This is a genomic window from Pseudomonas sp. B21_DOA, from assembly GCA_030544685.1.
In the GTDB taxonomy this organism is placed as follows: Bacteria; Pseudomonadota; Gammaproteobacteria; order Pseudomonadales; family Pseudomonadaceae; genus Aquipseudomonas; species Aquipseudomonas fluorescens_AO.
The window spans coordinates 457,514-477,935 of record CP086683.1 but is presented as its reverse complement, the minus strand read 5'-3'; the positions used below and the strand labels follow the sequence as shown (position 1 = coordinate 477,935).

General features: G+C 60.0%; 13 protein-coding genes and 5 pseudogenes. 9 read left to right on the top strand and 9 right to left on the bottom strand.

Annotated features, from left to right (window positions below; all coding sequences use genetic code 11):
* Positions 1-22 precede the first annotated feature (22 nt).
* The 4 genes from LJU32_02285 to LJU32_02270 form a co-directional block, all read right to left on the bottom strand.
* The gene (locus LJU32_02285) at positions 23-499 is read right to left on the bottom strand and encodes a thioesterase family protein (GenBank protein WKV89306.1); all 477 of its coding nucleotides are present in this window, start codon (positions 497-499) and stop codon (positions 23-25) included.
* Between the two features lie 134 nt (positions 500-633).
* The gene (locus LJU32_02280; GenBank protein ID WKV89305.1) at positions 634-1,599 is read right to left on the bottom strand and encodes an L-carnitine dehydrogenase; all 966 of its coding nucleotides are present in this window, start codon (positions 1,597-1,599) and stop codon (positions 634-636) included.
* Positions 1,600-1,823: 224 nt separating this feature from the next.
* Complete coding sequence (locus LJU32_02275; GenBank protein WKV89304.1) at positions 1,824-2,696, bottom strand: 3-keto-5-aminohexanoate cleavage protein; 873 nt, start codon at positions 2,694-2,696, stop codon at positions 1,824-1,826.
* A 119-nt stretch (positions 2,697-2,815) separates the two neighbouring features.
* Positions 2,816-3,760, bottom strand: a complete 945-nt coding sequence (locus tag LJU32_02270; protein WKV89303.1) for a choline ABC transporter substrate-binding protein — start codon at positions 3,758-3,760, stop codon at positions 2,816-2,818.
* A 191-nt stretch (positions 3,761-3,951) separates the two neighbouring features.
* On the opposite strand from LJU32_02270, the gene LJU32_02265 reads away from it, so the two are divergent.
* Positions 3,952-4,896 carry a GlxA family transcriptional regulator gene (locus LJU32_02265; GenBank protein ID WKV89302.1) on the top strand — a complete coding sequence of 315 codons (945 nt, stop codon included), beginning with the start codon at positions 3,952-3,954 and terminating at the stop codon, positions 4,894-4,896.
* A 143-nt stretch (positions 4,897-5,039) separates the two neighbouring features.
* Here LJU32_02265 and LJU32_02260 read toward each other — a convergent pair.
* Positions 5,040-5,454 (bottom strand): annotated as a pseudogene (locus LJU32_02260) (DUF3010 family protein).
* Between the two features lie 185 nt (positions 5,455-5,639).
* On the opposite strand from LJU32_02260, the gene LJU32_02255 reads away from it, so the two are divergent.
* The gene (locus LJU32_02255) at positions 5,640-6,650 is read left to right on the top strand and encodes a tyrosinase family protein (protein WKV89301.1); all 1,011 of its coding nucleotides are present in this window, start codon (positions 5,640-5,642) and stop codon (positions 6,648-6,650) included.
* 62 nt (positions 6,651-6,712) lie between these two features.
* Here LJU32_02255 and LJU32_02250 read toward each other — a convergent pair.
* Positions 6,713-6,931 (bottom strand): annotated as a pseudogene (locus tag LJU32_02250) (helix-turn-helix transcriptional regulator).
* A 19-nt stretch (positions 6,932-6,950) separates the two neighbouring features.
* Positions 6,951-7,352 carry a DUF1311 domain-containing protein gene (locus tag LJU32_02245; protein ID WKV89300.1) on the bottom strand — a complete coding sequence of 134 codons (402 nt, stop codon included), beginning with the start codon at positions 7,350-7,352 and terminating at the stop codon, positions 6,951-6,953.
* A 231-nt stretch (positions 7,353-7,583) separates the two neighbouring features.
* Between LJU32_02245 and LJU32_02240 the strand changes: the two genes are divergently transcribed.
* The 6 genes and pseudogenes from LJU32_02240 to LJU32_02215 all read left to right on the top strand — a co-directional run bounded on the left by LJU32_02240 (position 7,584) and on the right by LJU32_02215 (position 15,355).
* On the top strand, positions 7,584-8,561 hold the full coding sequence (locus tag LJU32_02240) for a dipeptidase (GenBank protein WKV89299.1): 978 nt from the start codon (positions 7,584-7,586) through the stop codon (positions 8,559-8,561).
* A 77-nt stretch (positions 8,562-8,638) separates the two neighbouring features.
* Positions 8,639-9,169, top strand: coding sequence for a 4-vinyl reductase (locus LJU32_02235; GenBank protein WKV89298.1), 531 nt, complete (start codon positions 8,639-8,641; stop codon positions 9,167-9,169).
* A 15-nt stretch (positions 9,170-9,184) separates the two neighbouring features.
* Positions 9,185-11,244, top strand: a pseudogene (gene dgcA / locus LJU32_02230) (dimethylglycine demethylation protein DgcA).
* Positions 11,245-11,406: 162 nt separating this feature from the next.
* On the top strand, positions 11,407-13,356 hold the full coding sequence (gene dgcB, locus LJU32_02225) for a dimethylglycine demethylation protein DgcB (protein WKV89297.1): 1,950 nt from the start codon (positions 11,407-11,409) through the stop codon (positions 13,354-13,356).
* Entirely contained in the window at positions 13,356-14,576 is a 1,221-nt protein-coding gene (locus LJU32_02220) for an electron transfer flavoprotein subunit alpha/FixB family protein (protein ID WKV89296.1), read from the top strand. The genes dgcB and LJU32_02220 overlap by 1 nt, the downstream gene beginning before the upstream one ends.
* Before the next feature lie 9 nt (positions 14,577-14,585).
* Positions 14,586-15,355, top strand: a pseudogene (locus LJU32_02215) (electron transfer flavoprotein subunit beta).
* Positions 15,356-16,229: 874 nt separating this feature from the next.
* Here the strand turns inward: LJU32_02215 and gbcA are convergent.
* Positions 16,230-17,524 (bottom strand): annotated as a pseudogene (gbcA, locus tag LJU32_02210) (glycine-betaine demethylase subunit GbcA).
* A gap of 297 nt (positions 17,525-17,821) precedes the next feature.
* Here gbcA and gbcB point away from each other — a divergent pair.
* Positions 17,822-18,934, top strand: coding sequence for a glycine-betaine demethylase subunit GbcB (gene gbcB / locus LJU32_02205; protein WKV89295.1), 1,113 nt, complete (start codon positions 17,822-17,824; stop codon positions 18,932-18,934).
* Positions 18,935-19,552: 618 nt separating this feature from the next.
* Here gbcB and LJU32_02200 read toward each other — a convergent pair.
* Positions 19,553-20,422: a hypothetical protein gene (locus tag LJU32_02200; GenBank protein ID WKV89294.1), complete on the bottom strand. Its 870-nt coding sequence runs from the start codon at positions 20,420-20,422 to the stop codon at positions 19,553-19,555.

The window sequence follows — 20,422 nt, the reverse complement described above, 5'->3', positions numbered from 1 at the left end:
CGGCTCCTTGGCAGTGGGGGATTTACCGGGCGGGTGGCAGCGCAATCACGCGGCCGAGGTAAGCGGGAGCGGGCAGGTCGGTCTGATCGGCGACGATGGCTTGCAGGCGATGCAACGTATCGGGGCTGAACGGCGCCGAGCGCGGGCCGGCGAGGTCGACGTGCAAAAGCATCTGTTCATTGCCGGCCAGCGCTTGCTCATCGCCGACCTTGTGCAGGCTGTGGTAGAGGTGCAGGCGCTTGCTGTCGTGGCCGATAATTTGCGTGCGCACTTCGACCTCAGTGTTGAGCTTCACTTCGTGCAGATAATTGAGGTGCAGCTCAAGGGTGAACAGCGAGTGGCCGCTGGCCTCGCGGTTGCTGCTGTCCATGCCGAGGCGGTCCATCAGCGCATCGGTGGCGTAGCTGAAGATCAGCAGGTAGAAGGCGTCGCGCAGGTGGCCGTTGTAGTCGACCCAGTCGGGGGTGATGGTGGTCTGGTAGGTGGTGAGGTGGGGCATGATTTCTCCTGGCGGCGATCGTTCCCACGCTCTGCGTGGTAACGCCTCTTGTGACTCTGTGCGTCACGCGTCTGGGACGCGGAGCGTTCCGGGCTGCATTCCCACGCAGAGCGTGGGAACGATCAGGTGGCGGATTACTCGCTGAAACTCATTCCATGCTTTTCCTTGGTGGTCTTCACTGCCTCGAGCACCGCCAGCAAACAATCATCACGATAGCGCTCCAGCGCGGAAATGCTGTGCCGACCGAGCTGATCGGTGGTGCCATCGACCACATCATCGATCAACTTGTCGGTCAGCTCCGGTGCTGGCAGATATGTCCACGGCAATTGCAACGCCGGGCCGAACTGCGACATGAAGTGGCGCATGCCGGCATCGCCGCCGGCCAGGGTGTAAGTCAGGAACGTGCCCATGAACGACCAGCGCAGACCGGCGCCAAAGCGAATCGCATCGTCGATTTCGCCGGTCGTCGCCACACCGTCGTTGACCAGGTGCAACGCCTCACGCCACAGCGCTTCAAGCAAGCGATCGGCGATGAATCCAGGCACTTCCTTGCGCACATGCAACGGGCGCATGCCGAGGGATTCGTAGACTTGCATCGCCGCTTGCACCGCCTCCGGCGCGGTGTTTCTGCCGCCGACGACTTCGACCAGCGGCAACAGATAAACCGGGTTGAACGGATGCCCGACCACGCAGCGTTCAGGGTGCGTCGAACGCTCATAGAACTCGCTGGGCAAAAGGCCTGACGTGCTGGAGCCGATCAGCGCATCGGGCTTGGCCGCAGCGCTGATCTTGCTGTGCAGATCAAGCTTCAGTTCCAGCCGCTCCGGGGCGCTTTCCTGGATGAAGTCGGCGTCACGCACGCATTCCTCGATGGTCGCGACAAAGCGCAGACGATCCTGCGAAGCGCCAGGCGCCAGGCCGTTCTTCTCCAGCGCGCCCCAGGCATTGGCCACGCGTTGGCGCAATGCCGCTTCGGCGCCGGGCGCCGGGTCCCAGGCCACCACGTCGAGGCCATGGGCGAGGGCGCGGGCAACCCAGCCACTGCCGATGACACCGCTGCCGAGAGCGGCGAAGGTTTTGATTTCGGTGATAAAGCGCATGGTGATTTCCTGAGAGAGTTCGGTGATCCCTGTGGAAACTCTGTTCTCGTGGCGAGGGATTTATCCCCGATCGGCTCCGAAGCAGTCGTAAAACCTGTGCTCTCGGTCTATCTGATGCCCCGGGTTGTCAGGTTTTGGGGCGGCTTCGCCACCCATCGGGGATAAATCCCTCACCACAAAATTTATGTTCACAGGGAGAAAGGGTGAGGTTCAGCCGCGCTGGGTCAGGCCCATTTTTTGCGACCTTCTGCCGGTGTGAGCACGCGGGCACCGAGGCGGCTGAGGATTTCCGTGGCGCGTTCAACCAATTGGCCATTGGTCGCGAGCACGCCTTTGTCCAGCCAAAGGTTGTCCTCCAGCCCGACCCGCACGTTGCCGCCGAGCAGCACCGCTTGCGCCGCCATCGGCATCTGCATGCGGCCAATGCCGAAGCCGGCCCACACCGCGTCGGCGGGCAGGTTGTCGACCATGGCCTTCATTGTGGTGGTGTCGGCCGGCGCGCCCCACGGGATACCCAGGCACAGCTGGAACAGCGGATTGTCGAGCAAGCCTTCCTTGATCATCTGCTTGGCGAACCACAGATGCCCGGTGTCGAAAATTTCCAGTTCGGCCTTCACCCCCAGTTCGGTGATGCGCTTGGCGCCGGCGCGCAGTTGCGCCGGGGTGGAGACGTAAATGGTGTCGCCATCGCCGAAGTTCAGCGTGCCGCAATCGAGGGTGCAGATTTCCGGTAGCAGTTCTTCAACATGGGCGAGACGGGTCAGCGGGCCGACCAGATCGGTGTTCGGGCCGAACTCCATCGGGTTCTCGCCGGCGCCGATTTCGAGGTCGCCGCCCATGCCGGCGGTGAGGTTGACGATGATGTCGACGTCTGCCTCGCGGATGCGCTCCATCACTTCGCGGTACAGCGCCACGTCACGGCTGAACTTGCCGGTCTGCGGGTCGCGCACATGGCAGTGCACGACGGTGGCGCCAGCCTTGGCCGCTTCCACCGCGGCAGCAGCAATCTGTTTCGGGGTGACCGGCACGTGTGGGCTCTTGGCGGTCGTGTCGCCAGCACCGGTAAGTGCGCAGGTGATGATGACGTCGTGGTTCATGGTGCGTTTCCTTCAGGCGTGATGGGTCTGTTCGCAGCCCGTGGCGGAGCTGCGAAGCGTCGTTAAATTCCCTCTCCCTTGGGGAGAGGGTCAGGGTGAGGGGCTCTTCAATCGAGGGGTTATTTGCTGGTCAGTTGCAGATGTTCAGCAGCCGGTTTGCCATCGAAAGTGGTCACACCTTCGAGCCAGCGCTGCTTGTCTTCGGGGTGATCCTTGAGCCACTGCTTCGCCGACTCGAAGGCATCCTTGTGATCGAGCAGCGGCTGCATCATCCGGCTCTCGGATTCGGCGGTGAAGGTCAGGTTGGCCAGCAGGCGGCCGATGTTTGGGCATTGCTCAGCGTACTTCGGTGACGTGACCGTCCACACCGTGGCCATGCCTTCGTTCGGGCCGAGGGCGTCTTCGCTACCAGTCAGATAGGTCATCTGGATATTGACGTTCATCGGGTGCGGCGCCCAGCCGAAGAACACTACGGCTTCCTTGCGGCGCACGGCGCGATCGACGGCGGCGAGCATGCCGGCCTCGCTCGATTCGACCAGCTGGAATTTGCCCAGACCAAACTGGTTCTTGGCGATCATCGCTTTGATCTGCGTGTTGGCGCCCGAGCCTGGCTCGATGCCGTAGATCTTGCCGCCCAATTCCTTCTCGAATTTAGCGATGTCAGCGAAGGTTTTCAGGCCCTTGTCAGCCAGATAGGTCGGCACGGCAAGGGTGGCGCGGGCGTCTTTCAGGCTCGGTGCTTCGAGCACTTTGACCTGATTGGCCTCGACGAATGGCGTGATGGTCTGGGTCATCAGCGGGTTCCAGTAGCCGAGGAACAGGTCCAGGCGCTGATCGCGAATCCCGGCAAAGATGATCTGCTGCGAGGCGCTGGTCTGTTTGGTGCTGTAGCCGAGGCCGTCGAGCAGGACCTGGGTCATGGCACTGGTGGCGATCACGTCAGTCCAGTTGACCACGCCCATGCGTACGTTCTTGCAGGAGGCCGGTTCGGCCGCCATCACGCCGGTGCTGAAGAAAGCGGTACCGCTGAGTGCAAGAACGCAGCTGCTGATCAGTCGTTTCATGTCGGGTTCCTCGGCAGTTCGATTATTGTGGTTCCCGGCATCTGCGCGCCGGTGAGGCCAAGTTACGCAGCTATGCACCCGTGAAAGCGCACTGCGGCGACGGGCATTTGCACTGTAGCGACCTGCACGCTTGAACGGCGCCGATAATCGGCGTATCAACGAGCCACGCGACCCGCCAACCGAGTGCGCCCATGTCCCAGGATTTCTACTTTTTGCTGATGCCGGGGTTCTCCGCCATCGGCTTTATTTCCGCGATCGAACCGTTGCGCGTGGCCAACCGCTTTCGTGGCGAGTTGTACCGCTGGCATGTGCTCAGCGCTGACGGCGGCGCGGTACTGGCAAGCAACGGCATGTCGGTCAATGCCGATGCGGCGCTGGAGCCGCTGAAGAAAGGCGCGACCTTGCTGGTGGTGGCCGGCTTCGAACCGCTGAAATTCGTCACGCCGACGCTGGAGCACTGGTTGCGCAGGCTGGACAAGGACGGCGTAACCCTCGGCGCCATCGACACCGGCAGCTTCGTCCTCGCCGAAGCGGGCCTGCTCGATGGCCATCGGCTGACCCTGCACTGGGAAGCGATCGATGCGTTCAAGGAGTCTTATCCACAGCTCAGCGTGACCCAGGAACTGTTCGAGATCGATCGGCGGCGGATCACGTCGGCGGGAGGTACGGCCTCGATTGATCTGATGCTCGACCTGATCGCCCAGGCCCACGGTCCTCAACTGGCGATTCAGGTCAGCGAGCAGTTTGTGCTTGGGCGCATCCGCCCGCGCAAAGATCACCAGCGCATGGAAGTCGCCACACGCTACGGGATCAATAACAAGAAGCTGGTGCAGGTGATCGGCGAGATGGAGCAGCACAGCGAACCGCCGCTGACCACGCTGCAACTGGCCGAGTCGATCAAGGTGACCCGGCGGCAACTGGAGAGGTTATTCCGGCTGCACCTGAACGATACGCCGAGCAACTTCTATCTGCGGTTAAGGCTTGAGAAGGCGCGGCAATTGCTGCGCCAGACCGACATGAGCGTGCTCGAAGTCAGCATTGCCTGCGGTTTTGAATCACCGTCGTATTTCACCCGCAGTTACCGCGCGCGTTTCGCCCGCTGCCCGCGCGAAGACCGGCGTACCGCGCAGGCGTGAATGGTTTCAGCAACACCCTAGAACCCTGTGGGAGCGGGCTTGCCCGCGATGAGGCCAGCACATCCAACATTGTTATTGCCGGACACACCGCCATCGCGGGCAAGCCCGCTCCCACAGGTTTCAAGGTGATTTCGGGAATCGGGCTATTTCTTCACCAACGCCGAGCACGCAGCCTTGTAAGCCTCATGCTGATATTTGTTCAACGTCCCCGGCAGTTCAAAGTTGTGCTTCTTGGCCTGCGCGTTGATCGTCTGCGGCGACAGCAGCGTCACCTCGCAACCATCCAGCAACTGAAACACACCCTCGATCTTGAACGTCGTCGGCCCACCGGCAAACTCGCCCTTTTGCTGCGCTTCTTGATCGCAATCCGGTCCACCGAGTTTTCCCGCACAAACGACGCCACCTGCGCCGCAAACCGCCGCACGTTCGCCGCCTCTTCATCGTCATCCAGAGCAATCTTTTTGTGGCGAGAGGGACGTGGCTCAACGTCGAACCGTCGAGCGCCGCCACGGCGATGATCGCTTCGCTGCCTTTGATTTCAATGCCGCAGATGTTCATGGGCGAGTGACCTTATGAGCGAGTTGGATGGCGGTCATGTTGACGCAGTCGGGCGGTCAAGTCACCTCGTGTCGGTGCCGCAGCGGAGCAGTACCGCTGGTCTGAAATCGTTATTGACCTGTAATTTCTGACAGTAGACGCGCTTCCGACTGGCGCCTAGCTTGGTTGTCGGAGGATTGGGACGAATGTCGACCTTTTCCACACCTAACCTCGCTCAAGGGATTGAAGACATGAAGCTGCGCAAGAATATTCGTTCGCTGACCCCAATCGAAAAAGACAACTTCGTCGATGCCTGCCTCCAGCTCAAACAGTCAGGTCAATACGATGAGTATGTGCACCTGCATCACCAAGTCATGAAGCCCACGGTTTTGCCACATGAACCAAACGATCCAAACTACCGTAATGGCGCTCATAGGGGGCCTTCGTTCCTGCCCTGGCATCGGGCATTTTTGCTGAAGTTCGAAAATGACCTTCAGGCGATTAACCCTTCCATCACGATTCCGTACTGGAACTGGACTGAAGATGCTGCCGATCCGCTCAATTCTCCGGTATGGGCTGAGGATTTTATGGGGGGTAATGGTGTAGAGCGCGAAGACTGGCGTGTAGCAACGGGGCCGTTTGCTTATGAAAATGGCAAGTGGCCGGTTCCCTCCTATCCGGATGATGATTTGCCAGGTCTTGGTCTGAAGCGCCAGTTCGGGCTGGTCGTGAACTCTTTGCCGACACCGCAAGATCTGCAAATGGCGTTACGTGAAAGCCTTTACGACACCCCGCCTTATGATTCCGGCCCGACTGTGCGCGGCTTCCGCAACCGTCTGGAAGGCTGGATCACCCAGCGCGGTGATCCGCAGGTAACCACTCCGGGTTCGCAACTGCATAACCGCGTCCACCTCTGGGTGGGCGGCAATATGCTGCCGATGACCTCTCCCGATGATCCGGTGTTCTTTCTGCATCACTGCTTTGTCGACAAAGTCTGGGCAGACTGGCAGTCGCTGATGCTACAGAGCAACGAACATTGGGCGCCGCATTACGCGCCGCTGATCAATGGTCCGAAAGGGCATAACTACGATGACGTGCTCGAGCCGTTTGCTCAGACTGCTCGGTACGTCAGCGATATCGCTGACTTGGGGTACGAATATGAGGGGCCACGTCTGATCCTCGACCATGCGAAATCTCGCTCTCCTTTTCACGACTGACGCGGGCAGGGGTGGCGGTCTGAATGCCTGGCTATTACAGCAGGCAATCACGCCGTAACCGACTAGAGCTCAAGCTGCTCTGAAGTGATTCCAAAGGCCGCCGCAATTTTCTCGCGGGTGGCCTTGCGGGGTTTGGCGACTGTTTCCTGCTGGGCAAACGCCGGTTGCGATATGCCCATGCGCTTGGCCACTTCTTCCTGCGTCAGGTTGAGATGTTCGCGCCAGGCGCGGATCGGTGTTGCGCCGTCAACCATATGGCTGACCACTTCATGAGGAATCATTGATTTATCCTTTGTATGTTTATTCCTGCCCGATCGACTCCAAAAACTCCGACCGTTCATCACTCATCCGCGCGACACAATCATTCTGCGCCATGGTGAACGCCTTGCTCCCCGCCGTGGCCGGGAACGCTTCCACCGCGCAATCCGCATCCCGCGTCTTCAACCACTGCTGCTGGGCGGTTTTCAGTTTGGCGGTGATGTCGGCCAGTTGCGTCGGGTTCTTGCCGTACGCGGTCTGCATGCGTTCGTTGAGGCTGGCGTAGTTGTCTTTGAGCAGGTCTTCGGCGGTGCTGCGGCTGTAGGCGGAGCATTCCAGGGTCTGGATGTCGTTTTCCACCGCGTCGCAAGGGTTGTTCTCGGATTCTTCGGCGGCGTGGGCGCCGGTCGCAATCAGTGCCAGGGCGAGGAAGATCGATTTCATTGGGGTCGCTCTAATCCGTTGGTAGGTGCAGGCTGCGGCAGATTCTGGCGTAAGCGCGCGGGCTTGAACAGCCAGCCGAGGAGGGCGGCCGACGACCCTTTGTCGCGGATTGACGCTTTCGGCAATTCCCCTGTCGTTTTTGCACCCGGTCGCCCCGGCACCGAGGCATATGCTGGCCCCAAAGCGCCGGCAGACGATTCGGCGCATGAATTGCCAATAAGGGGACGCCTGATGAGCCCAGCCGAACTACACGCCGACAGCATCGTTATCGACGGTCTGATCATTGCCAAATGGAACCGCGAGCTGTTCGAAGACATGCGCAAGGGCGGTCTGACGGCAGCCAACTGCACTGTGTCGGTGTGGGAAGGCTTTCAGGCGACCGTGAACAACATTGCTGCCAGCCAGAAACTGATCCGCGAAAACAGCGACCTGGTGATGCCGGTGCGTACTACCGCGGACATCCGTCGGGCCAAGGAGCAGGGCAAGACCGGCATCCTCTTCGGCTTCCAGAATGCCCACGCTTTCGAAGACCAGATCGGCTATGTCGAGGTGTTCAAGCAGCTCGGCGTCGGTATCGTGCAGATGTGCTACAACACCCAGAATCTGGTCGGCACCGGTTGCTACGAACGCGACGGCGGCCTGTCGGGTTTCGGTCGCGAAATTGTGGCTGAAATGAACCGTGTTGGCGTCATGTGCGACCTGTCCCACGTCGGTTCCAAGACCTCCGAAGAAGTCATTCTCGAATCGAAAAAACCGGTCTGCTATTCGCACTGCCTGCCGTCGGGTCTCAAAGAGCACCCGCGCAACAAATCCGATGCAGAGCTGAAGTTCATTGCCGACCACGGCGGTTTCGTCGGCGTGACCATGTTCGCGCCGTTCCTCGCCAAGGGCATTGATTCGACCATCGACGATTACGCCGAAGCCATCGAATACACCATGAACATCGTCGGCGAAGACGCCATCGGTATCGGCACCGATTTCACTCAGGGTCACGGCCAGGACTTCTTCGAATACCTGACCCACGACAAGGGCTACGCCCGCCGCCTGACCAGCTTCGGCAAGATCATCAACCCGCTGGGCATCCGCACCGTCGGCGAATTCCCCAACCTCACCGAAACCCTGCTCAAGCGCGGCCATTCCGAGCGCGTGGTGCGCAAGATCATGGGAGAGAACTGGGTGAACGTTCTGAAAGATGTCTGGGGCGAATAAGCCGCCGCACTTCTGAATCCTTTCCCCGGCCATCCGCGCCGGGGGCAACACACAAAATTTTCTGGAGTTAAGTTTCCATGGCCAAGATCGCCCCGCAATTGCCTATCGAAGTCGACAGCGAGACCGGTGTCTGGACCTCCGACGCCCTGCCAATGCTGTATGTGCCGCGTCACTTTTTCGTCAATAACCACATGGGCATCGAGGAAGTGCTCGGCGCCGAAGCCTATGCCGAGATCCTCTATAAGGCCGGCTACAAATCCGCCTGGCACTGGTGTGAAAAGGAAGCCGAATGCCACGGCCTGGAAGGCGTCGCGGTGTTCGAGCACTACATGAAGCGCCTGTCGCAGCGCGGTTGGGGGCTGTTCAAGATTCAGGACATCGACCTCGATAAAGGCACCGCCAGCGTCAAGCTCGAGCACTCGGCATTCGTCTATGTCTACGGCAAGGTCGGGCGCAAGGTCGATTACATGTTCACCGGCTGGTTCGCCGGCGCCATGGACCAGATTCTCGAAGCCCGTGGCAGCAAGATCCGCACTGTCGCCGAACAAGTCTACGGAGGCTCCGAAGAGGGCCACGATGACGGCTTGTTCATCGTCAAGCCGTTGTAAGCCGAGGACCGTGCCATGGCTTTCGAAGCAATGTTCCAGCCGATCCAGATCGGCAAACTGACCATCCGCAACCGCGTGCTCAGCACCGCGCACGCTGAGGTCTACGCGACTGACGGTGGCATGACCACCGACCGCTACGTCAAGTATTACGAAGAGAAGGCCAAGGGCGGCATCGGCCTGGCGATTTGCGGCGGTTCGTCTGTCGTGGCGATCGACAGCCCGCAGGAATGGTGGAGTTCGGTCAATCTGTCCACCGACCGGATCATTCCGCACTTCCAGAATCTGGCCGACGCCATGCACAAGCATGGCGCCAAGATCATGATCCAGATTACCCACATGGGTCGTCGCTCGCGCTGGGACGGTTTCAACTGGCCGACCTTGATGTCGCCCTCGGGCATCCGTGAACCGGTGCACCGCGCCACTTGCAAAACCATCGAGCCGGAAGAGATCTGGCGAGTGATCGGCAACTACGCCCAGGCTGCGCGCCGGGCCAAGGCTGGTGGCCTCGATGGCGTCGAACTGTCGGCCGTGCACCAGCACATGATCGACCAGTTCTGGAGCCCGCGCGTCAACAAGCGTACCGATGAATGGGGCGGCACCTTCGAAGGGCGGATGAAGTTCGGCCTGGAAGTCCTGAAAGCCGTGCGCGCCGAGGTCGGTGACGACTTCTGCGTGGGCATGCGTCTGTGCGGTGACGAGTTCCACCCGGACGGCTTGTCCCACGAGGACATGAAGCAGATCGCCAAGTATTACGACGACACCGGCATGCTCGATTTCATCGGCGTGGTCGGCTCGGGTTGCGATACTCACAACACCCTGGCCAACGTCATTCCGAACATGAGTTATCCACCGGAGCCATTCCTGCATCTGGCTGCCGGGATCAAGGAAGTGGTCAAGGTGCCGGTGCTGCACGCGCAGAACATCAAGGACCCGAACCAGGCGACGCGCATCCTTGAGGGCGGTTACGTTGACATGGTCGGCATGACCCGCGCGCACATCGCCGACCCGCACCTGATCGCCAAGATCAAGATGGGCCAGATCGACCAGATCAAGCAGTGCGTCGGCGCCAACTATTGCATCGACCGCCAGTATCAGGGGCTGGACGTGCTGTGCATCCAGAACGCCGCAACCTCCCGTGAATACATGGGCGTGCCGCACATCATCGAGAAATCCACCGGGCCAAAACGCAAAGTGGTGATCGTAGGTGCCGGCCCGGCCGGGATGGAAGCCGCGCGCGTGGCCGCCGAGCGTGGCCACGACGTAACCCTGTTCGAGAAAAAGACTTCATCGGCGGGCAGATCACCACCGCATCGAAAGCACCGCAGCGTGACCAGATCGCCGGCATTACCCGCTGGTTCCAGCTGGAACTGGCGCGGTTGAAAGTCGATCTGCGCCTGGGCACGGCGGCGGATGCCGACACCATCATGGACCTGCGTCCGGATGTCGTGGTGCTGGCGGTTGGTGGTCATCCGTACCTGGAGCAGAACGAACACTGGGGCGCGGCCGAAGGACTGGTGGTGAGCAGCTGGGACGTGCTCGACGGCAAAGTCGCGCCGGGCAAGAACGTGCTGGTCTACGACACCATTTGCGAATTCACCGGCATGTCGGTCGCCGACTTCCTCGCCGACAAGGGCAGCCAGGTCGAGATCGTCACCGACGACATCAAACCGGGCGTGGCCATCGGCGGCACGTCGTTCCCGACCTACTACCGCAGCATGTACCCGAAAGAAGTGATCATGACCGGCGACATGATGCTGGAGAAGGTCTACCGCGAGGGCGACAAGCTGATCGCAGTGCTGGAGAACGAATACACCGGCGCGAAAGAGGAACGGGTGGTCGATCAGGTGGTCGTCGAAAACGGCGTGCGCCCGGACGAGGAAATCTACTACGCCCTCAAGGACGGCTCGCGCAACAAGGGCCAGATCGATGTCGAAGCGCTGTTCGCGATCCAGCCGCAACCTTCGCTGAGCGAAGCAGGCGACGGCTACTTGCTGTTCCGCATCGGCGACTGCGTGGCGCAGCGTAATACCCACGCCGCGATCTATGACGCACTCAGACTGTGTAAAGACTTTTAAGGCTTGCACATAACCCTGTGGGAGCGAGCTTGCTCGCGAAAGCGGTGGATCAGTCGACATCGATGTTGAATGTCAGTCCGCCTTCGCGAGCAAGCTCGCTCCCACAGTGACCGAGTAGGCAACTCGACCTGCAAGACCCTGCGGTCTTTGGGAGCAACACCTATGTTGAACACCCTTCTTCCAATCCTGTTGTTCGCAGCCCTGGGCCTTGCTGTCCTCGGTGCGTTGCGGCGGATGAACATGTGGCGCCGAGGGCGGGCGGCGAAGGTCGATCTGCTCGGCGGTCTGCTGGCCATGCCCAAGCGCTACATGGTCGACCTGCACCACGTCGTCGCGCGGGACAAATACATTGCCAATACCCACGTCGCCACAGCGGGCGGTGCGGTGGCGTCGATTGTGCTGGCCATTCTGGTGCACGGCTTCGGCCTGCATAACCGCATCCTCGGCTACGCCTTGCTGCTGATGTCGGCGGTGATGTTTGTCGGCGCGATCTTCATGTATCTGCGCCGGGTCAATCCGCCTGCGCGTCTGTCGAAAGGCCCGTGGATGCGCCTGCCGAAAAGCCTGCTGGCCTTCTCCGCGTCGTTTTTCCTGGTGACCCTGCCGGTGGCCGGGATCCTGCCGGAAAACTTCGGCGGCTGGGTGCTCGCCGCCATTCTCGGTGTTGGCGTGCTGTGGGGCGTGTCGGAACTGTTCTTCGGCATGACCTGGGGCGGGCCGATGAAACACGCCTTTGCCGGTGCGCTGCACCTGGCCTGGCACCGTCGCCCGGAACGCTTTGGCGGCGGGCGCTCGACCGGTTTGAAGCCGCTGGACCTGAACAATCCCGATGCGCCGCTGGGCGTGGAAAAACCCAAGGATTTCACCTGGAACCAATTGCTCGGTTTCGACGCCTGCGTGCAGTGCGGCAAGTGCGAAGCAGCGTGCCCGGCCTTCGCCGCCGGCCAGCCGCTGAACCCGAAAAAACTGATTCAGGACATGGTCGTCGGCCTCGCCGGCGGCACTGACGCGAAGTTCGCCGGCAGCCCGTATCCGGGCAAACCAATCGGCGAGCATGGCGGCAATCCGCACCAACCGATCGTCAACGGTCTGGTCGATGCCGAAACCCTGTGGTCGTGCACCACCTGCCGCGCCTGCGTCGAGGAATGCCCGATGATGATCGAGCACGTCGATGCGATCGTCGACATGCGCCGTCACCTGACCCTGGAAAAAGGCGCGACCCCGAACAAGGGTGCCGAAGTCCTCGAAAACCTGATCGCCACCGACAACCCCGGCGGTTTTGCCCCGGGCGGGCGGATGAACTGGGCGGCGGATCTGAACCTCAATCTGCTCAGCGAAAAGAAATCCACCGACGTGCTGTTCTGGGTCGGCGACGGCGCCTTCGACATGCGCAACCAGCGCACCCTGCGCGCGTTCGTCAAAGTGCTGAAAGCGGCAAACATCGACTTCGCCGTGCTCGGCCTCGAAGAGCGCGACAGTGGTGATGTGGCGCGGCGTCTCGGCGACGAGGCGACGTTCCAGTTGCTGGCCAAGCGCAACATCCAGACTCTGGCCAAATACAGCTTCAACCGCATCGTCACCTGCGATCCGCACAGTTTCCATGTGCTGAAAAACGAATACGGCGCCTTCGACGGCAATTACCTGGTGCAGCACCACAGCACCTACATGGCCGAGATCATTCAGGCCGGCGCGCTCAATCTCGGTCAGCACAAAGGCAGCAGCGTGACCTATCACGATCCGTGCTATCTGGGCCGCTACAACGGCGAGTACGAAGCGCCGCGCGAAGTGCTGCGTGCCCTCGGCATCGAAGTCAAAGAGATGCAACGTTCCGGCTTCCGTTCGCGCTGCTGCGGCGGTGGTGGCGGCGCGCCGATCACCGACATTCCGGGCAAGCAGCGCATCCCCGACATGCGCATGGAAGACATCCGCGAAACTGGCGCCGAACTGGTGGCGGTGGGTTGTCCACAGTGCACGGCGATGCTCGAAGGTGTGGTCGAACCGCGTCCGCTGATCAAGGACATCGCCGAACTGGTGGCCGACGCGTTGCTCGAGGACGCCGCGCCAAGCAAGCCTGCCACCCCGGCCAAACGTGAACCTGCGGAGGCGCACTGATGAGCGACATTATCCGCCGCGACCCGCGCGCCGAATGGATTGCGCGCAACCGCCTGCATCCGCTGCACGCGGCGATGCAACCGGCGCAGCACAGCTGGATGGGGCCCAACGGCGTTATCCGCAAGAATCTGCACGGCATGGGTTTTATCGGCCCCAACGGCATCAAACGCATTGACCGCAGCGGCGCGCAGCAGGGTGGGGCGGTCAAGCGCTCGGCTGCTGTTGAAGTGCAGTTGCCGCTGCATCAGGTACCGGCTCCGGCGTTCTACATCAGCGTGGTGCCGGATATGGTCGGCGGCCGCTTGAGCAGCCACGACCGCGATCTGCTCGGCCTCGCTCACCAACTGGCCGGCAGCGATGGTGCGGTACTCGCCGTGGTGTTCGGCGAGCACAAGGAAAGCGCTTTCGAAACCGCCGGCGTTGATCGCTTGCTGGTGCTTGAAGGTGAGGAATTCAGCGGTTATGCACCGGAACAACGGGTGCAGGGTTTGCGCGCTGTGGATAACCAGTTCAACCCGCGTCACTGGTTGCTGCCGGACAGTCGCAGCGGTGGCGGCGAACTCGGTCGGCGCTTTGCTGCTGCACTGGGCGAGCGCCCGGCCACGCGGGTCTGGCAGGTCAAGGATCAGGAGTGCATCGGCCGCGCCGGGGCCGGATTGCAGGACCTGGCGCGTCCAGTGGCGCGGTTGATTCTCGCCGCTGCCGAATGCGCAGAACCGGTCAGCGAAACTCGTCACGAAGCGTTGCCGGTTGAGTTATCCACAAGCGTTGCGCGCAGTCTTTCGCGAATCGAGGATCTTGGTGCCGTGGCGGTGGATCCGGCTGCTATCCCGATGGCCGAAGCCGAGTTCATTTTCTCTGGCGGCAACGGGGTCAAGGACTGGCAGCTGTTTCACGAAACCGCCGCAGCACTCGGCGCCACCGAGGGTGCTTCGCGCGTTGCGGTGGACGACGGCTTCATGGCCCGCGACCGCCAGGTCGGCGCGTCCGGCACCTGGGTCACCGCGCGGGTTTATGTGGCTGTGGGTATCTCGGGAGCGATCCAGCACCTGCAAGGCATTGGCGCCTGCGACAAGGTGGTGGCGATCAACCTCGATCCGGGGTGCGACATGATCAAGCGTGCCGATCTGTCGGTAATCGGCGAAAGCGCAGAGATTCTGCAAGCGTTGATCGAAGCGGTCGCGGCTTACCGCAACGAAGCCAAACGCGATGCGGCTTAAGGAAACGCTATGAACACGAACGTTATCAGTCTGGTTTCCATCGGCGCTCACCCGACCTCGGGTCGGCCACGGCGCGCCGATCAGGATGCGCGCGCGGTGGAACTGGGCCTGCAACTGGCTGGGGATAACCTGCAAGTGCTTCACGCCGGTGATGTTGCCGAACCGGCCCTGCGTGCCTATCTGGGCATGGGCCTGGAACAACTGCATGTGCTGGAACAACCCGCTGGCGCCGATGCCTTGCCGGCGCTGACCGCGTACCTGCGCGATGCCGGGGCGCAAGTGGTGCTGACCGGCAGCCAGGCGGAAACCGGGGAGGGTTCTGGGATGTTGCCGTTCCTGCTGGCGGAAGGTCTGGGCTGGCCGCTGGTGGTGGGCCTGGCGCAGGTCGAGTCGATCAACGACGGATCGGCGCTGGTCTTGCAAGCATTGCCGCGCGGCCAGCGGCGTCGGTTGAAGGTGAAACTGCCGTTTCTTGCGACTGTGGATAACGCCGCGCCGAAGCCTCGGCAGAGTGCTTATGGCCCGGCGCGACGGGGCGAATTGGCCGCCGATGACGTTGAGGTGATGGAGGACGAGTTGTTGGCCGTCGCCACGCTGCAACCGGCCAAGCCACGACCCAAGCGCTTGAAGGTGATCAAGGCCAAGAGTGGGGCGGACCGGATGAAGGCTGCGACGGCCAAGGCCAGTGGCGGCGGGGGCAGGTGCTCAAAGGCGTCACCGCACAGGCTGGGGCGGAGGCGATTCTGAAGCTGCTGATTGAAGAGGGCGTTGTCCGCTAGTCACTTCTTCCTGGCATGGAATAACCACTGTGGGAGCGAGCCTGCTCGCGAAGGCGGGCTGTCAGCCGACACATGCATCGACTCACCTGACGCATTCGCGAGCAGGCTCGCTGCCACATTGTTATTCATTCACAGCCAATCTTTACTGTTTACCCCCAATCCCTGTTGGCGAAGCTGTGGATAACGTGTTCGCCCTTGCTCGTACCCCACGCCATTCAAGCCTTCCAGCCATAAGATCAAAAAACGATCAGCGTAACTCACGGATTTCTCGGGCTTTTCCCTCGGTATAAATCGACAAGTTGCCCCCAATCTCTGTTGGCGCTTCTGTGGATAAGATGTTCGCTCTCAGCTGTAGGCCATATGGAGCAAGGCTTACATGGGTTTGATTAATTATTGATCAAATGGGCTTCCCGGGCGCCGAGAGCTGTTAAGACGAAGGTGTTTTCCCCAGCCGTAGGTGTTTTCCACAGAAGATTGAAAGTTGTCCCCGATCTCTGTTGGCGCTTCTGTGGATAACGTGTTTGCTACCCGCTATAGGCCTTTGAATCCGTGCGTTGTACGGGAGCGATCAAAAAATGATCAATTGTTTTGAGAAACCGTGATTCAGAATAAGTCACGGTTTTTCTTTGCAAATCAGCAGGATATTTTTTGACTCATCCACAGTTACCCCCATTTGCTGTGGGCGGGTATGTGGATAACTTGTTTGCGGAAGGCTGGAGGGCTTGATGGGTATGGGGGCGGGGGTGATTGGTCGGAAATTGATCAACTGAAAGATGTAGCGTGGGTCAGGACGCCTTCGCGAGCAGGCTCGCTCCCACAGGGGAATGCATTCCACCTGTAGGAGCCGCCGCAGGCTGCGATCTTTTGCTCCTGATCAGCCCTGAACCGGTACACCTTTGAGGTAAGGCGCAGGCTCGGCCCCGAGGTTGTTCAACATCCGCTCGCTGTACCAGTCGACGAAGTTGACCACGCCGAATTCATAGGTCTTCGAGTAAGGCCCCGGCTGGTAAGCGGTGGAGTTGATCCCGCGCTGGTTTTCCTCCGCCAGACGCCGGTCCTGATCGTTGGTCGCGTCCCACACCTGGCGCATGCGCTCGACGTCGTAATCGACACCTTCCACCGCATCCTTGTGCACCAGCCACTTGGTGGTGACCATGGTTTCCTGAGCGCTGATCGGCCACACGGTGAAGACGATGATGTGATCGCCCATGCAGTGGTTCCACGAATGCGGCAGGTGCAGGATGCGCATCGAGCCCAGGTCCGGGTTCTTGATCCGGCCCATCAGTTTCGCGCAGCCCTGTTTGCCGTCGAGGGTCATCGACACGGTGCCCTTGAGCAGCGGCATGCGCACGATGCGGTTGCGCAGGCCGAAACTGGCGTGGGCGTAAGGAATCTTTTCCGCTTCCCAGGCAGCGGCGGACGCAGCAACGTGATCCTTGAACGCCTGATCGGCGCGCGGGTCTGTGACGTCGTCCCACTCCAGCAGGGTTTTCAACAGTTCCGGGTGCGAGGCGTTGCAGTGGTAGCACTCACGGTTGTTTTCCAGCACCAGTTTCCAGTTGGCCTTTTCCATCAAGGTGGTGGTGATCGCCACCTTGGTGTTCTCCATGTCGTACGGTTCCATGTAATGGTTGAGCGTCGACAGGAAGTCATCGATGGCCGGCGGGTTCTCTGCCAGGCTGATGAAGATGTAGCCGCCAGCGGTTTTCACGTTCACCGGTTTCAGGCCGTACTGCTTCATGTCGAAGTCGGCGCCCATCTCGGTGCCGGCGAACAGCAGGCGACCGTCCAGTTCGTAAGTCCACTGGTGGTAGTGGCAGACGAGTTTGGCGACTTTGCCTTTTTCACTGGTGCACAGGCGCGAGCCACGGTGGCGGCAGACGTTGTGGAACGCATGCACCACGCCCTCGGCGCCACGGATGACGATGATCGGGTTCTTGCCGATCTGCAGAGTCAGGTAGTTGCCTTTGGCCGGGATCTCACAGGTCATGCCGGCGATCAACCATTCCTTCTGGAAGATCTCCTGCATATCGATATCGAACAGGCGCTCATCGCTGTAGAACGGTTGCGGCAGGGAAAGGTGCGCTCGCGCTCCTGAAGCATTTGCGCGGTGGCCTTGCGTGCGGGTTCCAGCGGATCGCCCAGGCTGATTTTTGCGGTGACGTCCATCGATGTAATCCTCATGGCCCTCTGCGTGGCCGGCGAAAGTGGCTGATCAGGTGTGCTGCAAAACGAGTTGCTACGCAAGGTGTAAAGAAGTCGTCTTGTGTTGGGGCGAGTGTGGGGCCGGCGCTGGGGCGAACCTTATCCATGCGCGACATGGCGCAATCTGTTCCCGACGCGCAAGGCCCGGTGTTCAAGGGCTGGTCGCGATAAGTATGTCAATGTCGCGGATAGGTAAACGCACGGTCTGCGCTATACGCAGAATCGCCGACAAGAGGCCGACAGTCGGCCGTGGAGAACAGCATGTCCAACAGCTTCCTGAATCCGGTCACCACCCAGACCTGGGCCAATGGCCGACACATTGTCCGTTGCGTCAAAGTCATCCAGGAAACCTGGGATGTGCGCACCTTCTGCTTTATGGCCGACCAGCCGATCCTGTTCTTCTTCAAACCGGGGCAGTTCGTCACCCTGGAGCTTGAAATCGAAGGCCAGCCGATCATGCGCTCGTACACGATTTCCAGCTCGCCGTCGGTGCCGTACAGCTTTTCGGTGACGATCAAGCGCGTGCCGGGCGGCAAAGTGTCGAACTGGCTGCATGACACGCTGCATGAAGGGCAAGAGCTGGCGGTGCACGGGCCGGTCGGTCTGTTCAACGCGATCGACTTCCCGAGCCCGAAGGTTCTGTATTTGAGCGGCGGCGTCGGCATCACGCCGTGCATGTCGATGGCGCGCTGGTTCTACGACACCAACGCCAATGTCGACATGACGTTCGTGCACAGCGCGCGCTCGCCGAAAGACATTATTTACCACCGCGAGCTTGAGCACATGGCGTCGCGGATCGACAACTTCAGCCTGCACCTGATCTGCGAAAAGCACGGCCTCGGTGAGCCATGGGCCGGTTATCGCGGTTACCTGAACCACAAGATGCTCGAACTGATGGTTCCGGACTTCCTCGAACGCGAAGTGTTCTGCTGCGGCCCGACGCCGTACATGACCGCGGTCAAACGCCTGCTGGAAGCGGCCGGCTACGACATGTCGCGCTACCACGAAGAATCCTTCGGCGCCACGCCACCCGAGGCCCGCGCCGACGCGGTGGAACAGGCCGAACAAGCCGCCGATGCGCCGGAAATCGACGCCGCGGATCTGCATCAGGTGGAATTCACCGCCTCCGGCAAAAGCATTCGCGTCGGCCCGGGCGAAACCGTCCACGCAGCCGCCGCCAAACTCGGCCTGATGATCCCGAAAGCCTGCGGCATGGGTATCTGTGGAACGTGCAAGGTGATGAAACTGGGCGGCGAAGTGGAGATGGAGCACAACGGCGGGATTACCGAAGATGACGAGGCTGAAGGGTTTATCTTGTCGTGCTGCAGCGTGCCGAAGGGGATGTGCGGATTGAGTTTTAATGAAGAAAAGTAAAGGCTTCCTAATTGCCATGACGGACAAGTCATGGCAGTTGTTTATCGATGTTGTATCTGTGTGAAGTTCTACCGCTTTTACGCGCCAGAGCTACCGGACGGGGTGTCCAAAAAACGACGCGCTGAAATAAAGCAGTGGAGTTGTGACGAAGCTGAAAATCAAGACGCGATCAAATGGCTTTGAATTGAAATGTTTGCCTTGGTCTCCAATGATGATTGAAAAAGTCATCATCAAAACCGCAAGCATAAACATTGCTGACAAGGGGGCTGCTATTTCCAATCCGTTAAATTCGTACCACTGGGTTTTTCTCTGAATTCTGTAAGGTAATTGAATGCTCTGTTTGTAAATTGCGCGAGCAGCAACGATAAACAAGCATAGGGTCGTCAGGTCGCATATCAGAAGTCCACGCCTTCTCGGTGTAAGGGCAAACCATTTTCTTGGCTGCGGCAGGCGTTTTTCAAACCTGCTGCCACAAACATGACATTTGGAAAGTGTCTTTTTATTTTTGGCGCTGCATGTTTTGCATATTTTTGTTCGTGGTTTCATAAAGAAAAACGCTATTTAGTTCTGCTTGGAGTGTTCGCTGGTTTTGTCCTGGGCAATGTTTGGTCAGGCGACTCAGCGAGTATCTTGATAAATTATCTCAGCAGCATCTTCGCCCAACGTTTCACCTATTATTACCGCTGCAAGAGATCCGACGCCCACCGCTACTGCACCGCAGACCAAGGTGCCAACTCCTCCTGTCGGAACGCCTATTCCCAGACAAATTTTCGCTGCTAGTGGCGCAGTCAAGAGGCGACTGCTAATTGCTCCTCCAACCATGCCACCCATAAAGCTTCCGGTTTCCGTGAATTTCACCTTTTCACACGCCTCGGTATTCCCATGCAGGCACACATCCTGCACCTTCAAGGCCGAGGCGCCACCGCCTACTGCTGTGCCGATCCAGCCACCATATTTGACGTACTGTGACGCTTGGCTGATAGCCCGAATATGCGTGGCATACCCCGGGTTCTGGCCGACGCCGCCAGCCTTTCTCCAACGGTGCACTAGGTGAGGATGATCGATGCCGAGAGCGGTCTTGAGGCTCGGGTGATCCGGGAGACCAATGCTTTGCCGCGTGAACTGGTTGAGATTGACGTCCAGTTTTTTCAGCAACTGCGCACGTTGTTTTTTGAACTGCTTCGAGTTCAGGCTGCCTTTTACGTCCAGCGTATGAACATGCAACGTCTCAAGATCTGCGAGAACATTTTTTATGCCATACAGATGATTGGCTGCCATGGCCGTGACGACCCCGATCACTTTTGATTCATAGGCGAGTGCGGTCTGGATCACGCCATAGTGCTGCGCCATGAAATCCGCTTCTTCCACGGTCAGCGGTTCCAGCGTCGCACTGACGAAACGCGCGGTCTGCATCAGCAATGCTTCCTCGTATGTGCATTGCTGATTGTCAGGGTCGCTCAGCACGATCATCGAACCGGCTTTAATCAT

Bases quoted from the DNA above. Each gene is read 5' to 3' on its own strand.
- LJU32_02270 (WKV89303.1), bottom strand. From the start codon at position 3,760: ATGAAACGACTGATCAGCAGCTGCGTTCTTGCACTCAGCGGTACCGCT.
- LJU32_02255 (WKV89301.1), top strand. From the start codon at position 5,640: ATGTCGACCTTTTCCACACCTAACCTCGCTCAAGGGATTGAAGACATG.
- LJU32_02265 (WKV89302.1), top strand. From the start codon at position 3,952: ATGTCCCAGGATTTCTACTTTTTGCTGATGCCGGGGTTCTCCGCCATC.
- gbcB (WKV89295.1), top strand. From the start codon at position 17,822: ATGTCCAACAGCTTCCTGAATCCGGTCACCACCCAGACCTGGGCCAAT.
- LJU32_02235 (WKV89298.1), top strand. From the start codon at position 8,639: ATGGCCAAGATCGCCCCGCAATTGCCTATCGAAGTCGACAGCGAGACC.
- LJU32_02240 (WKV89299.1), top strand. From the start codon at position 7,584: ATGAGCCCAGCCGAACTACACGCCGACAGCATCGTTATCGACGGTCTG.
- LJU32_02220 (WKV89296.1), top strand. From the start codon at position 13,356: ATGAGCGACATTATCCGCCGCGACCCGCGCGCCGAATGGATTGCGCGC.
- LJU32_02200 (WKV89294.1), bottom strand. From the start codon at position 20,422: ATGATTAAAGCCGGTTCGATGATCGTGCTGAGCGACCCTGACAATCAG.
- LJU32_02245 (WKV89300.1), bottom strand. From the start codon at position 7,352: ATGAAATCGATCTTCCTCGCCCTGGCACTGATTGCGACCGGCGCCCAC.
- LJU32_02280 (WKV89305.1), bottom strand. From the start codon at position 1,599: ATGCGCTTTATCACCGAAATCAAAACCTTCGCCGCTCTCGGCAGCGGT.
- dgcB (WKV89297.1), top strand. From the start codon at position 11,407: ATGTTGAACACCCTTCTTCCAATCCTGTTGTTCGCAGCCCTGGGCCTT.
- LJU32_02275 (WKV89304.1), bottom strand. From the start codon at position 2,696: ATGAACCACGACGTCATCATCACCTGCGCACTTACCGGTGCTGGCGAC.
- LJU32_02285 (WKV89306.1), bottom strand. From the start codon at position 499: ATGCCCCACCTCACCACCTACCAGACCACCATCACCCCCGACTGGGTC.